This is a genomic window from Acinetobacter sp. YH12021, from assembly GCF_013420145.1.
Taxonomy (GTDB): domain Bacteria; phylum Pseudomonadota; class Gammaproteobacteria; order Pseudomonadales; family Moraxellaceae; genus Acinetobacter; species Acinetobacter towneri.
In genome coordinates this window covers 1-14532 of the sequence record NZ_VOYT01000023.1, presented here as the reverse complement: position 1 = coordinate 14532, position 14532 = coordinate 1, and the positions used below count along the sequence as shown (strand labels likewise).

At 42.0% G+C, this 14532-nt stretch carries 12 protein-coding genes and 4 tRNA genes; 12 read left to right on the top strand and 4 right to left on the bottom strand.

Translation table 11 applies throughout. The features are described from left to right. The first annotated feature begins 31 nt into the window (after positions 1 to 31). From trpA to FTT91_RS12785, 4 genes are read left to right on the top strand one after another with little or no spacing between them, the layout of a single operon-like run. A complete protein-coding gene (gene trpA, locus FTT91_RS12800) occupies positions 32 to 835 on the top strand; it encodes a tryptophan synthase subunit alpha (protein WP_004976260.1) in 804 nt (267 codons plus the stop codon). Then, entirely contained in the window at positions 832 to 1728 is an 897-nt protein-coding gene (gene accD / locus FTT91_RS12795) for an acetyl-CoA carboxylase, carboxyltransferase subunit beta (protein ID WP_004976262.1), read from the top strand. Before trpA ends, accD begins: the two co-directional genes overlap by 4 nt. Further along, on the top strand, positions 1725 to 3008 hold the full coding sequence (folC, locus tag FTT91_RS12790) for a bifunctional tetrahydrofolate synthase/dihydrofolate synthase (protein ID WP_179994428.1): 1284 nt from the start codon (positions 1725 to 1727) through the stop codon (positions 3006 to 3008). Before accD ends, folC begins: the two co-directional genes overlap by 4 nt. Next, positions 2999 to 4045, top strand: a complete 1047-nt coding sequence (locus FTT91_RS12785; protein WP_373683001.1) for an SPOR domain-containing protein — start codon at positions 2999 to 3001, stop codon at positions 4043 to 4045. Before folC ends, FTT91_RS12785 begins: the two co-directional genes overlap by 10 nt. Before the next feature lie 143 nt (positions 4046 to 4188). Here FTT91_RS12785 and FTT91_RS12780 read toward each other — a convergent pair whose 3' ends face one another. Continuing rightward, a complete protein-coding gene (locus FTT91_RS12780) occupies positions 4189 to 4830 on the bottom strand; it encodes a peroxiredoxin (protein ID WP_167845787.1) in 642 nt (213 codons plus the stop codon). A 338-nt stretch (positions 4831 to 5168) separates the two neighbouring features. Here FTT91_RS12780 and secA point away from each other — a divergent pair, with 338 nt between their 5' ends. From secA to FTT91_RS12740, 8 genes are all read left to right on the top strand, one after another. Further along, positions 5169 to 7883: a preprotein translocase subunit SecA gene (secA, locus tag FTT91_RS12775; protein ID WP_179990882.1), complete on the top strand. Its 2715-nt coding sequence runs from the start codon at positions 5169 to 5171 to the stop codon at positions 7881 to 7883. Between the two features lie 162 nt (positions 7884 to 8045). Then, a complete protein-coding gene (locus FTT91_RS12770; protein WP_096902421.1) occupies positions 8046 to 8402 on the top strand; it encodes a hypothetical protein in 357 nt (118 codons plus the stop codon). Positions 8403 to 8597: 195 nt separating this feature from the next. Beyond that, entirely contained in the window at positions 8598 to 9818 is a 1221-nt protein-coding gene (gene argJ, locus FTT91_RS12765) for a bifunctional glutamate N-acetyltransferase/amino-acid acetyltransferase ArgJ (protein ID WP_180169574.1), read from the top strand. Positions 9819 to 9968: 150 nt separating this feature from the next. Beyond that, positions 9969 to 11036, top strand: a complete 1068-nt coding sequence (nadA, locus tag FTT91_RS12760; protein WP_180169573.1) for a quinolinate synthase NadA — start codon at positions 9969 to 9971, stop codon at positions 11034 to 11036. A 153-nt stretch (positions 11037 to 11189) separates the two neighbouring features. Next, positions 11190 to 11266: transfer RNA gene (locus tag FTT91_RS12755), tRNA-Pro, on the top strand. Positions 11267 to 11312: 46 nt separating this feature from the next. Next, positions 11313 to 11389: transfer RNA gene (locus FTT91_RS12750), tRNA-Arg, on the top strand. A gap of 38 nt (positions 11390 to 11427) precedes the next feature. Further along, positions 11428 to 11503 (top strand) — tRNA-His (locus FTT91_RS12745). Between the two features lie 18 nt (positions 11504 to 11521). Continuing rightward, a tRNA-Pro gene (locus FTT91_RS12740) sits at positions 11522 to 11598 on the top strand. A 190-nt stretch (positions 11599 to 11788) separates the two neighbouring features. Here the strand turns inward: FTT91_RS12740 and FTT91_RS12735 are convergent. Genes FTT91_RS12735 through FTT91_RS12725 form a run of 3 tightly spaced genes read right to left on the bottom strand, consistent with a single transcriptional unit; the run spans position 11789 to position 13951 of the window. Next, on the bottom strand, positions 11789 to 12265 hold the full coding sequence (locus tag FTT91_RS12735; protein ID WP_004976277.1) for an OmpA family protein: 477 nt from the start codon (positions 12263 to 12265) through the stop codon (positions 11789 to 11791). Beyond that, on the bottom strand, positions 12258 to 13493 hold the full coding sequence (locus FTT91_RS12730) for a diguanylate cyclase domain-containing protein (protein WP_180169572.1): 1236 nt from the start codon (positions 13491 to 13493) through the stop codon (positions 12258 to 12260). Before FTT91_RS12730 ends, FTT91_RS12735 begins: the two co-directional genes overlap by 8 nt. Beyond that, the gene (locus FTT91_RS12725; RefSeq protein WP_042068773.1) at positions 13490 to 13951 is read right to left on the bottom strand and encodes a YfiR family protein; all 462 of its coding nucleotides are present in this window, start codon (positions 13949 to 13951) and stop codon (positions 13490 to 13492) included. The genes FTT91_RS12730 and FTT91_RS12725 overlap by 4 nt, the downstream gene beginning before the upstream one ends. Positions 13952 to 14532 lie beyond the last annotated feature (581 nt).

The following is a 14532-nucleotide window of genomic DNA, read 5'->3' as shown; positions in this document are numbered from 1 at the left end:
AGTTTTAATCATTCAAGGAAAATACAACCCTATGTCACGTTTAGCCACACGATTTGCACAGCTTGAATCTCAACAGCGTAAGGCCTTGGTTTCTTATGTTATGGCAGGTGACCCTCATCCAGAAGTCACAGTTCCGTTGTTACATCAAATGGTCGAGGCAGGGGTAGATGTCGTTGAATTAGGTTTGCCGTTTTCAGACCCAATGGCTGATGGTCCAGTAATTGCCCTCGCTGCAGAGCGAGCGTTGGCAGGTGGAACCAATACGCTAGATGCTTTAAACATGGTCAAAGAGTTCCGTCAAAAAGATCAGGAAACTCCTGTGGTATTGATGGGATATTTAAACCCTGTAGAAGTCATTGGTTATGAAAAGTTTGTTGAATATGCACATGACTGTGGTGTCGATGGTGTACTTCTGGTCGATTTACCACCTGAAGAAGCCCAAGAATTTGATGAAGTCCTGAATAAATATGGGATGAATCAAATTTTCTTGTTAGCGCCAACTTCTACACCAGAGCGTATTCAATTTGTTGCAAACCAAGCCAGTGGCTTTATTTATTATGTTTCTTTGAAAGGCGTGACGGGTGCAGCAACACTTGATGTTGCAGAAGCAGCAACCCGCATCCAACAGATTAAAGCTGTAACCAACGTGCCTGTGGGTGTGGGTTTTGGCATCAGTGATGCTGCATCTGCCAAAGCAATGGGCGCGGCTGCCGACGCAGTCATTGTCGGAAGTGCTTTTGTAAAACAATTTGCGAGCTTAGCACCAGAACAAGCCGTCATTGCAACGGTTAATAAAGTGAAGGAGCTTCGAGCTGCGCTCGATGAGTTAGTATGAGTCAAGAAGTGAAAACAGGGAAAATTCTAAGCCCATCGACGCCGTGGACTGCACGTGGTGTACCTGGTATTGAAACACCAGATGAGCAACAAGCGTTAAAAGCGATCTTTACTGAACCAACGATTGAATGTCCAGAATGTCATGCCTTGGTGACACGTACGGCAATGTCATTCAACGCTTATGTATGCCCACAATGTGATGAACATTTACGCATGAAAGCGCGTGAGCGTTTAACTTGGTTCTTTGACCAAGTACAAAACGAATTAGGTCAAGAATTCTCTGCCAAAGACCCACTCAAATTTGTAGACAGCAAAGCTTATCCTGAGCGTATGACTGAAGCGCAAAAGAAAACGGGTGAAACCGAAGCGTTAGTGGTGATGCAGGGCTTATTAAAAGATATGCCAGTCATTGCTTGTGCATTTGAGTTTGACTTTATGGGCGGCTCAATGGGTACTGTCGTTGGTGACCGTTTTGTGCAAGCTGCTGAACGTGCGATTCAGCAAAAACAACCGTTAATTTGCTTTGCAGCATCGGGCGGTGCGCGTATGCAAGAAGGCATGTTGTCATTAATGCAAATGGCGCGTACTTCTGCAGCAATTCAACGCATGAAAGAAGCAGGCTTGCCGTACATCGTAGTATTAACACATCCTGTATATGGTGGTGTAACTGCATCATTGGCGATGCTGGGTGATGTGCACATTGCAGAACCTAAAGCGATGATTGGTTTTGCGGGTAAACGTGTCATTGAGCAAACTGTACGTGAAAAACTGGAAGAACCATTCCAACGTGCAGAATACTTACTTGATCATGGTGTGGTCGATCAAATTGTCCATCGTCATGCATTACGTGATACAGTTTATCGTATTCTTGCGAAACTGATGAACTTGCCTTGAAAACAGCACCTCTTGCAACCGATGATTTAAACACATGGCTCAATTATTGGAGCCATGTTCACGTTACGGGTATTGATTTAGGTTTGGAGCGGGTTATTCCCGTTGCAGAAAAACTGGGGGTGACCCATCCTAAAGCCAAAGTCATTACGGTTGCGGGAACCAATGGCAAAGGCTCAACCACAACCACTTTAGCGGCTATTTTAAATGCGCAGGGCTATCGGGTTGGGTTGTACCAATCGCCACATATTTACCGTTTTAATGAACGAGTCAAATTAGCAGGCGTCGAAATCGATGACCAAAGTTTGATTGATGCTTTTGTGCAAGTCGATCAAGCACGACGTGATTGCGATCTGAGTTTATCTTTTTTTGAGGCCACGACTTTGGCAGCCTTTGTGATTTTTAAAGCACGTGATTGCGATGTATGGGTGCTTGAAGTCGGTTTAGGTGGACGCTTAGATGTGGTCAATGTCGTCAATCCTGATGTGGCGGTTATTACCAATATCGGTTTAGATCATGTCGATTGGTTAGGCGATAGCATCGAAAAAATTGCCTATGAAAAAGCAGGCATTATTCGTCCTAACATTCCTGTCATTTTTGCAGGTCAGCAAGATTTGCCTCAAGCTATTCACGACAAAGCAGCAACCTGCAATGCACCTTTGTTTGTCTTGAATCGTGATTATTTTTATCGGGATATGCAAGATGGTCAGTCATGGATGTTTGCTGCATCGGGTTGTACCTTAAAACTTCCAACAGGCAGTTTAGCCCTCGATAATATTTCAACGGCTGTGGCAGCAGTCTTGCACAGTGGTTTAGAAATTACCCAAGACGCAATTGCACAAGGTATTCAAACGGCCAAATTGGCGGGACGTTTTGAAATTCGTCAAATTCAGGGCAAAACCGTGATTTTTGATGCAGGACATAACCCGCATGGCGTTGAATTTTTGTTAAAGCAATTGCGCAATTTCTTAAATTACAATAAACAGTACACTGAAGTGGTCAGTGTTTTTTCAATGCTTGCAGATAAAGATATAAATTCTGTGGTTGAGTTATTGAAAGATAGTGTCGTAATGTGGAAAATTGCCACATTAAATGTGCCTCGTGCGGCAGAGATCACGGTTTTGGATCAGGCTTTGCAAGGCGAAACAATACAACACTTCGACAGTATACAATTGGCTTTTAAATCAGCACTGGATGAAACAAAAAATAATCAGCTGATTTTGGTATGTGGATCATTTCATACCTTAGAAGCGGTATGGGAGTATTTGGAAGAATGTCAATGAATAACAAACAGCGCTGGATGGGTGGCGTTGTTTTATTAGGTGGTGGTGTTTTATTGGCAGCATTGCTTTTAAAAGGGCAAGAAGAAATACATCAAAATAATGTGAAAACCCCAAGCCAAGCCGAACAAGTTCAACATAAAAATGCCAATCAGGCAGAAATGGTGCAATTGCAGCCTTTAACTGTCGATGTGCAAACCGAACAGCGTCTGCTTGAAGAACAACGCCGTGCGCGTGAAAAAGCAGTGGCAGAGCAAGAAGCGCGTGCAGCTGAGTTTTTAGCAATGCAGCAACAGGCAGAAGCTGAAGCAGCGCGTAAAGCTGCAGAAGAATATGCTGCTTTAAATGCATTGCGTTCTGGTCAGCAGCAAAGTTCTGACAATATTCCGCCTGAATTGGTCGAAGATGAACAAGCCAAGCAAAAGCGTTTGGCTGAAGAAAAAGCCGCCCAGCAAAAGAAGTTAGAGCAGCAAAAGGCAACGGATGCCAAGAAAGCTGCTGAGTTAAAAGCTGCGCAAGAGCGTAGTGCTGCAGAGAAAAAAGCAGCAGATGAAAAGCGTTTAGCGGAAGAAAAACGCATTGCAGAAGAAAAACGTTTAGCGGAAGAACAACGCCAAGCCGATGCAAAACGTAAAGCTGAACAAGAGCGCAAAGCCGCTGAAGCGAAAAAAGAAGCAGAACGTAAGGCTGCCGAAGATAAGCGTAAAGCCGAGGAAAAACGCAAAGCTGAAGAAGCTGCCAAGAAAAAGGCTGAAGCTGAAAAAGCACGTAAGTTATTGGAAGAAGGCGATAAGCAGTGGATGGTACAAGTGGCTTTGGCAGCTAACCAAGCCAATGCCGATGCTTTGGCGGCAAAACTGAAAGCCAAAGGTTATAAAGTTACCCAAAGTCCAACGTCTAAAGGGGTTCGGATTATGGTTGGGCCATCTAAAGACCGTGATGCTGCAGATGCAACCCGCAAGAAAATTACCGCAGACCCAAGTTTGAATATGAAATCTGCATGGGTGATTGACTGGATACCGTTAGATAAACGCGACTAGATCATTCGATCAAAATGTTTATTAAAAAGGATTTAATCTTTTGGGTTAAATCCTTTTTTAATGCTGATTGAATTTAGGCGTGTTTCAAATGCTTTGATTGTAAAAAGCCTATCCGAAGATAGGCTTGCTCATGTAACACTTAATTAAGTGCGGTTCGGTTGTTTGGTCAAACGCAAATAAGGCTTGATGGCTTTATATCCACTTGGGAAGCGTTCTTTAAGTTCCGCTTCATCCTGAATGGAAGGCACGATCACCACATCTTCACCATCTTGCCAGTTGGCAGGCGTTGCAACTTTGTAATTGTCAGTCAGTTGTAGTGAATCAATGACACGTAAAATTTCGTGGAAATTACGTCCTGTAGAAGCAGGATAAGTAATGATCAAGCGTACTTTTTTATTTGGATCAATAATGATTAATGAGCGGACAGTCAGTGTTTCGCTGGCATTCGGGTGAATAAAATCGTACAGGGTAGACACTTTACGATCTTGGTCAGCAAGAATTGGGAAATTAACCGTTGTATCTTGAGTTTCGTTAATATCTTGAATCCAGCCTTTATGAGATTCAGCATCATCTACAGAAAGTGCAATCGCTTTGACATTGCGCTTGCTGAATTCATCTTTCAGTTTTGCGGTATAGCCTAGCTCGGTGGTGCAGACAGGTGTGTAATCGGCAGGATGCGAAAATAGAATGCCCCAGCTGTCACCTAAAAATTCATAAAAATCAATTGGGCCTTCATTTGAATCTTGTGTGAAGTTGGGTGCGATGTCACCTAAGCGAATAGTCATTGTGTACCTCTGTCTTGTTTTGTTGTGTGATGTATGCGTACTACTATGCGCCATTCCTTTTGCAGAATTAAATAGTGTTTTTGTATGTGCTTATGAATAATTTGAATATGGTGTGTCATTTTTATTGCATTTTCAAAATAGATTGATGTGTGATTGCTATATATCGTCCGCTCGAAATTTGTTACATTAACTGCTACTTAGCAGCGAGAAATGGCAAGTAGAGATTGGAATTTTTAATAGGTTTTTGTGCAAAACCCTTGTACTTCAAATTTCTAGCACCATAATAACCACTAAGAAAAACCTATTTATTTGACAAGCAAGATTTAGAGAGTTTATTCATGTTGGCAAGTCTGATCGGAGGAATCTTCGGTACTAAAAATGAGCGCGAACTCAAACGCATGCGTAAAATCGTAGACAAGATTAATGCGCTCGAGCCGACGATATCTGCCTTAAGCGATGCAGACTTATCTGCAAAAACCGAAGAATTCAAACAACGTTATAACAAAGGCGAAAGTTTAGATAAATTATTACCAGAAGCATTTGCAGTATGTCGTGAAGCCGCCAAACGTGTCATGAGCATGCGTCACTATGACGTGCAGTTGATTGGTGGTATTACCTTGCATGAAGGTAAAATTGCAGAAATGCGTACAGGTGAAGGTAAAACCCTAATGGGAACTTTGGCCTGTTATTTAAATGCTTTAAGCGGTCAGGGCGTGCACGTCATTACTGTGAACGACTACTTGGCACAGCGTGATGCCGAACTCAACCGCCCTTTATTTGAGTTTTTAGGTTTAAGCATTGGCATTATCTATTCCATGCAAGACCCGACTGAAAAAGCACAGGCTTATCGCGCAGACATTACCTACGGTACCAATAACGAATTTGGTTTCGACTACTTGCGTGACAACATGGTGTTCTCGCTGAGTGAGAAAAAACAGCGTGGTCTGACTTATGCCATTATTGATGAAGTGGACTCGATCTTAATTGATGAAGCACGTACCCCATTAATCATTTCTGGTCAAAGTGATGACTCATCGCAGTTATATGCAGCAATCAACACCATTCCGCCAAAATTGCATGCACAAAAAGAAGAAAAAGTAGCCGATGGTGGACATTTCTGGATTGATGAAAAACAACGTACTGTAGAAATGACCGAAATTGGTTATGAAACGGTAGAAAATGAATTAATTCAAATGGGTTTATTGGCAGAAGGCGAAAGTCTGTATTCTGCATCTAACCTGAATTTGGTGCATCACGTATCTGCAGCTATTCGTGCGCACTTCTTGTATCAACGCAACGTGCATTACATCATCCATGATGGTGAAGTGATTATTGTCGATGAAAACACAGGTCGTACCATGCCTGGCCGTCGCTGGTCAGAAGGTTTGCACCAAGCGGTAGAAGCGAAAGAAGGTCTAGAAATTCAGCCCGAAAACCAGACTTTAGCGACCACAACCTTCCAGAACTATTTCCGTTTATACAAAAAGCTTTCGGGAATGACGGGTACTGCAGACACTGAAGCTGCAGAAATGAAAGAAATTTATGGTCTTGATGTGGTCATCATTCCAACGCACCGACCAATGATTCGTAATGACCAAAACGATTTAATTTATTTAAACCGTACTGGTAAATACAACGCGATTATTCAAGAAATTCAACGCGTGCATGAAGCGGGTGTCGCACCAATTCTGATTGGTACAGCGACCATTGAAGCTTCAGAAATTTTATCGGATAAACTGCGTGAAGCAGGTATTCAGCACGAAGTATTGAATGCGAAGCAACACGAACGCGAAGCTGACATCATTGCGCAAGCAGGCTCACCACGTGCGGTGACTATTGCCACGAACATGGCGGGTCGTGGTACAGATATTTTGCTCGGTGGTAACTGGAAAGCTTTGCTAGCCAAAATTGAAAACCCAACTCCTGAAGATGAAGCGCGTTTAAAGGCAGAGTGGGAACAAAACCATGACATGGTGTTAAGTTCAGGTGGCTTACACATTATTGGTTCAGAACGTCACGAATCGCGCCGTATTGACAACCAGTTGCGTGGTCGTGCAGGTCGTCAGGGTGACCCAGGCGTGTCACGTTTCTATTTGTCACTTGAAGATGACTTAATGCGTATTTTCGCAGGTGATCGTGTTGTAGCAATGATGCGTGCTATGGGCTTGCAGGAAGATGAAGCGATTGAACACAAAATGGTGTCACGCTCTATCGAAAATGCACAGCGTAAAGTTGAGGCACGTAACTTCGACATCCGTAAAAACTTGTTGAAATACGATGATGTAAACAACGAACAACGTAAGATCATTTATTCACAGCGTGATGATATTCTGGCAGAAAGCACGCTGCAAGACTATATTGAAGAAATGCACCGTGAAGTGGTCACAGGTATGATCGCCAATTATATTCCACCAGAATCGATTCATGATCAATGGGATATTGAAGGTTTAGAGCGTGCCTTGCGTGATGATTTGGGCATCGAATTACCAATTAACCAATGGCTCGAAGATGATCGTCGCCTAGATGAAGAAGCTTTGGTTGAACGTATTGCCGATGAAATTGTGACACGTTACCGTGCACGTCGTCAGCAAATGGGTGATGAATCTGCTGCGATGCTAGAACGCCACTTTATGCTCAGTTCACTTGATCGTCACTGGAAAGATCATTTGGCGGCTATGGACTATTTGCGTCAAGGGATTCATTTACGTGGTTATGCACAAAAGAACCCTGAGCAAGAGTACAAAAAAGAAGCCTTTAACTTATTTGTGAATATGTTGGGTGTGATTAAAGCTGATGTCGTTACCGATCTTTCGCGTGTGCATGTACCAACACCTGAAGAACTGGCAGCGATGGAAGCTCAACAGCAAGCGCAAGCAGAAGCGATGCAGCTTAATCTTTCACATGCTGATGTAGATGGTTTAACGGGCGAAACCTTTGAATCAGAACCACAGTACAGTGCTGCTGAGCAAACGGTTGTTCCACCTGCAAGCCGTAACTCGCCATGCCCATGTGGTTCAGGACTGAAATATAAACAGTGTCACGGTAAAATCTAAACCTGACTTGTTACAACTTAAGCAGAACTTTGGTTCTGCTTTTTGTATTTTGGGGCGCAAAATCTTTGTGGTAATAGTTTTGCAAGATGTGTATAGCATTTGCAGATTTTGGAATTAAATGCTATTTAGTTGCACATGCAATATCCACGTGTGGAACAAAAAATGAAAAAAGTATTACAACCTTTAATGATTGTTGCCTTAAGCTTACCTACTTTCGCATTTGCAAATGCGGCAACAACGACAACTCCTGCAAAAGTTCAAGCTGCTGTGGGTGCGACCACTGCACAGGTACAAGTGGATAATGGTCACGTGACTGTGGCAAGCCCACGCACAGGTATTCGTTATACCTTTGCTAATCCAGATCAGCGTCCAATCGTGTTGCAGACTGCAGCGATTGCACCTGCGAATGCTGCCAATGTAAATCGTATTGTGGCTGCAAATCCTGCTTTATCTGCAGCAAGTCAAGAACGTGCCAAACAGGCTTTATTGGGTGAAACCGTGGTTGCGACTACGCCATAATCCCAATAGGCTCAATCAGTATAATTTTAGTTGCTGATGCATTACATTGAGGATTAAAACCAGTCCATACGGGCTGGTTTTTTATATATGACCTTGTGTATTAACAAAAGTTGAATCAAGCAGGGTGGATGCTCGATTTTTTCTTCAATTTCCACTAAGCTGTGACATTCTCAAATTTGTACTGGAAATTTCAAAATGGCAGTTGGTGACGTCTCTATGCCACACATGCATGTGGTCAAAGGTGTAAAAATTGGTTCAGCAGAGGCTTATGTGCGTTATCAGAACCGACGTGACCTGGTTATTTTTGAATTTGCAGCAGGCTCAAATGTGGCGGGTGTATTTACTCAAAACGCATTTTGCGCTGCACCTGTGTATGTGTCCAAAGCACATTTGACTCAAGGCAATCCGCGTTATTTGGTCATTAACACAGGCAATGCCAATGCGGGTACAGGCAAATTGGGTATGCAAAATGCAGAAATCACCTGTGCCAAATTGGCTGAATTGGCAGGTGTATCTACCCAAGAAGTTTTGCCATTTTCTACAGGTGTGATTGGTGAGCAATTGCCGATTGAGCGCTTGGTTGCTGGTTTAGCGCCTGCGCTGGCATCGTTACGTGAGGATGCTTGGCATGATGCTGCGACAGGTATTATGACCACAGATACCACGCCAAAAGGTGCATCTGAGCAGTTTGAGTTAGATGGTATTACTTATAGCATGACAGGCATTTCTAAAGGTGCAGGTATGATTCGCCCAAATATGGCGACCATGCTTAGCTATGTTGCAACCGATGCACCAATTCAACGTGACATCTTGCAGCAATTACTCAAACACAGCGTAGAACAATCGTTTAACCGTATTACTGTAGATGGCGATACCTCGACCAATGATTCATGTATCTTGGTGGCGACTGGTCAGGCGGGTGGCACTGAAATTTGCAGCGAAAATGACCCGCGTTATGCTGTGGTACTGGATGTTTTGAATCGTGTGATGTTGCGTTTGGCTCAACTGATTATCCGTGATGGTGAAGGTGCAACAAAATTCATTACGGTACGTGTTGAAGATGGTGACAATACCCAAGAATGTTGTGATATTGCGTACAGCATTGCACATTCACCATTGGTGAAAACTGCTATTTTTGCCTCAGATCCAAACTGGGGGCGTATTCTTGCTGCAATTGGTTATGCAGGCGTGCCAAATTTAGACGTTGAAAAAATTCAGGTTTGGTTGGATGATGTGCAAATTTGCAAAGATGGCGGTGCTGCTGCCGACTATACCGAAGCAGCAGGCGCACGAGTTATGGCACAAACTGAAATGACCATTCGTGTAAATTTAGGACGTGGTCAAGCGACAGATACAGTCTATACTTGTGACTTGTCTTACGATTATGTCAAGATCAACGCGGATTACCGTTCGTAAAAATTCAAATTGAGTGATAAAGCCTCCGTTGTGAGGCTTTTTTAGCATTCAATCGGCAAAGGGCTGGTGAATGAGCAAATTGCCCCCATATCATCAGTGACTTGAGTAAGCTTGTGTTCGGGCAAGCATGAAGATAGAGAAGACGTTGTTATGAATGATGCGACCAATTTAATTGCCAATGAAGCCAAATCAATTGTGCAGGCGCATTTAGATCGCTTGGGTGAAACCAAAGAACATCATTTGAGTGAGCAAGCCAAGCAGGAAAAATTTGCGCAAATTAAAGCAGAACTCGAAAAGCGCAATGCTGTCTTGGTTGCCCATTATTACTGCGATCCTGAAGTACAGGAACTGGCTGAATTGACGGGTGGCTGTGTTTCAGATTCACTGGAAATGGCACGTTTTGGTCGTGATCATGTGGCAACCACGTTGGTCGTGGCTGGGGTAAAGTTTATGGGCGAAACTGCCAAAATTTTATCGCCAGAAAAAACCATTCTTATGCCAACTTTAGAAGCAACTTGCTCACTTGACTTGGGTTGTCCTGTCGATGAGTTTAGCCGCTTCTGTGATGCTCATCCTGATCATACAGTCGTGGTTTATGCCAACACGTCCGCTGCGGTAAAAGCGCGTGCAGATTGGGTCGTTACCTCAAGCTGTGCGGTTGAAATTATTGAACATCTCGATAGCTTAGGTGAAAAAATCATTTGGGCGCCAGATCAGCACTTAGGACGCTATATTCAAAAGAAAACTGGCGCAGATATGCTGCTTTGGGATGGTTCGTGTATTGTGCATGAAGAATTCCGTTCACGCGGTATAGCCAATATGAAAGCCATGTATCCGGATGCAGCAGTTTTGGTGCATCCAGAATCACCAGAATCAGTTGTTGATGTAGCTGATGCGGTGGGCAGTACCTCGCAACTTATTCAAGCGGCAAAAACTTTGCCACACGAGCGTTTAATTGTGGCAACAGACCGCGGTATTTTCTACAAGATGCAGCAAGCTGTACCAAATAAAATTCTAATTGAAGCACCAACTGCAGGTGAGGGTGCAACCTGTCGTTCATGCGCACACTGCCCGTGGATGGCGATGAATGAATTGGATGGAATTTTGCATGTATTGCAAACAGGTGATCAAGAAGTATTCGTTGAACCTGCCATGGCAGAACGTGCTAAATTACCACTAGATCGTATGTTGAATTTCAGTGCGAGCTTAAAACGCTAAAATTGATTGAAAAATATCAAAAATGCTTGATAAATATACGGTTGAAGCTTTTTTTTAATTTTTTTTAAATATAGGTGTTGACGTCTTCGGGCGTCGCGCCTAGAATGCACACCGTACCGCACGATGTGCGATACACAAAAAGCTGAGATGAATCGGAGCATAGCACAGCCTGGTAGTGCACCTGGTTTGGGACCAGGGGGTCGTAGGTTCGAATCCTACTGCTCCGACCAATTCTTCAAGGCAACGTATCGCATGATATTATGTATCATCGGTCATGCGCCTGTAGCTCAGTTGGATAGAGCATCCGCCTTCTAAGCGGATGGTCACAGGTTCGAATCCTGTCAGGCGCGCCATTTTTTGGTAGCTTGGTATAAAAGAACCAAACATGATGGTGGATGTAGCTCAGTTGGTAGAGCCCTGGATTGTGATTCCAGTTGTCGCGGGTTCGAATCCCGTCATTCACCCCAATCTCTTTGAGAGATAAACGGAGCATAGCACAGCCTGGTAGTGCACCTGGTTTGGGACCAGGGGGTCGTAGGTTCGAATCCTACTGCTCCGACCATTTTCTAAATAGAACAGATACTAAGTAGAAATGGTTAAGTCAATAAAGATACCGCGTTAAGCGGTTTTTTTATGCCTGAAATTTGTGAAAGCCTTGTTAGGTTTAAAATTGGCTTCATATTAGTTATTGGTCGGCATAAAAAAGCCTCAAGAATGAGGCTAAAAATAAGAAAGTTTTAGTGTCTTTTTTATTAAGGCACAATCGTCACATTGACGCGTCGGTTGGTGGCACGATTTGCTGGTGTGTCATTGCTTACCATTGGTTGTGTTGCACCACGTCCAATCACCTGAATATTTTTTCTTTCAAAACCTTGATCTAAAAAGATCTGAGCCACATTTTGGGCGCGTTTTTCCGATAGGGTTTGATTGTAGCTGGCTAAACCTACGTTGTCTGTGTGACCAATAAACTTGAGTTTATCCAAGTCATATTTATGCAGCTGTTGTGCCAATTGGTTGAGGCGTTCTTTTTGGCTATTTTGAATGGCGTATTCATCAAAACCAAATAACAAGCGTTCAGGCAGGGCTAAGGTCCAGCCATCATCACTTAAAATAAAGCCTTCTTGTTTTAGCATGCGCGCCTGCTTATAGCTGACATTCCCCAAACTCATGCAAGCACTGAGTGAAACCATAACAAGAATAAGTGTGCCGATCAGAACTTTTTTAAGCATAAGGAACCTGTTTATTGTTTGATTGAGGTGAAATATACCATTTTGATTGATCACGTTTGGCTTTGAGCATTGCGCGATCGACATCGGCAATTAAATTTTCAGGAGTTTTTGCATATTCAATCAATGCTGCGCCAATACTGACATTTAAGGAAACTTGTTGCTGTTCATACTTAAATGTAGAGGTATAGCAAGCATGAATCTTTTGACAATAATCCTCTAATTCTGCAGTGGAGTGTGAGCCAGTTAAGATTACTGCAAACTCATCGCCACCTAAACGCGCAACAAACGCATGTGAGGGCAAAATCTGAATTAGACAATGTGATGAATCACGTAAAATATTATCGCCCGTCAAATGCCCAAATTGGTTATTGATTTGGTTAAAATTATTAATATCTAAAAAAAATACTGCAGCTGTAGCGGAAGGCTGGGTAAATAGCTTAAACAGTGTTTCATAAAAATAATTACGATTTGGCAACTGCGTTAAATTGTCATATTGCGACTGAAATTGCAGTTTATGATTTTCAACCAATAAATTTTTATGGGATTGTTCAATTTCATTGAGTAAGCCATTAAAGGCATAGCTCAGTTCATGAAGTTCTTGAATATCTGAACTTGAAACGCGCAGCTTATAATTTTTTTGTGCACTGATCTCCTGTGCCGAGCTGACAATAGAACTTAAAGATTGCATGAGATATTGATAAATTGAATTAATTGACCAAAACACAGCAATTAAAAGCAAAATAAAACCGAAAATTAATCCTAAAACGATTTTATAAAAGAAACTGACCAAGTCACTAGAGTTTCCATACACCACCAGTTCGCCATAGTTTTGCTGATCATGGTCAATACTCAGCCGAACAGGATGATTAAAAAACAAATAATCCAATAAAGCCTGAATTGAAAAATGCTCTAGACCTTGCTGTTCAATAAAGGCAATACGTGTCTGTTTAGGTGAGCGTACTTCAATTGAACGAATAGAATAACGCTGCGTATGTTCAGACAGAATTTCGTTCAGTGTTATTTGGTCATTGAATACAACAGCCGGTTGAATACGTTCATTTAATGCTGCAGATAAACTTTGCAAACTATTTTTTGCGAAGGTGTTCATGGTGTAGGTTGAGATCACCAAAAAAATACCAGAGCAAATTGTAAAAGTTAAAACAAAAATAGTGAGTTGTGCGCGTGTGAATAATTGATGCAAAGTAATAGGGGAGTATAACTGCTTCATGAGTTAGGCTCCGTGGTTTTGGCAAGCAATAACACCCGCGGATCAATATGTACTTTAGACTGGGTTAAACTTTCCATATTCACTTTAAACGCATAATTCTGATTTTTCTTATAGATGCAGAATGCGCTGCCTGTTTCACAATCTAGATTGTTCAAACTAATAGATAGGGCTGGAAATTGTACTTGAGTATTTAGGGTGTGTTGTTCTTGTGCTGCAGAAAGCGTGGAAAAAATTAAGATTTGGCAGTCACTTTGAGCAATATTTTTGAGTGAAATAGCGTGAATACTGTAGTTATGATGTGAGTGCATGGCATTTTTGAATTGTTGTGCCATCGCATGATTGTCTATGACGCAGAGCTTGGGCGTGTCATGTACCCATTTTGCGTAAGATAAAATAGAGAATGTAGTGCTATAAAGATTTGATGCGGGTGCAGCATACAAAAAAGTAGGCGTTTGCATTGCTACAAATGACAGCAAGGTTATTATTTTTAAATTTTGAGTCATTTCAACACAACACGAATGAACATAAAAATAGTGTAGCTAAAATTTGAAAATAAGCATACTGCTAATTTTGAGCAAGAATGATACAGATTTAAAATATTTTGCCGAATAAATAACCGTTCGGACTAAAAAACTCATAAAACTTAAAAAGAGGGGTTGCAGGGCGAAATATTTGCCCTATAATGCACATCCATCGGCGGTGATGCGGATTAAAACTTCTGATAAAACAATGACTTGGTTAAGAGTGATTGAGTTGGGTTTTAGAAAGAAAGTTTGAAATAATTTAAATTACCAGTTGACACTTTAGAAATAAAGCGTAATATAGCCGACCTAGCTTGATGCTGACGAAGCATCGAGAAGATCATTAAGAGATTATGAAGAACAACTTGTGTGGATTTTTACTGATTGATTAATCGAAAATATTTCATTGATTGATTGGTTTAAATTACTCGAAGTTTATTTGAGCGAAATTTAAGTCAGAAAATTGATGAGCCAGATTTGGAAGTTTAGATTAAAACTTCAAAATGATTTTAACTGAA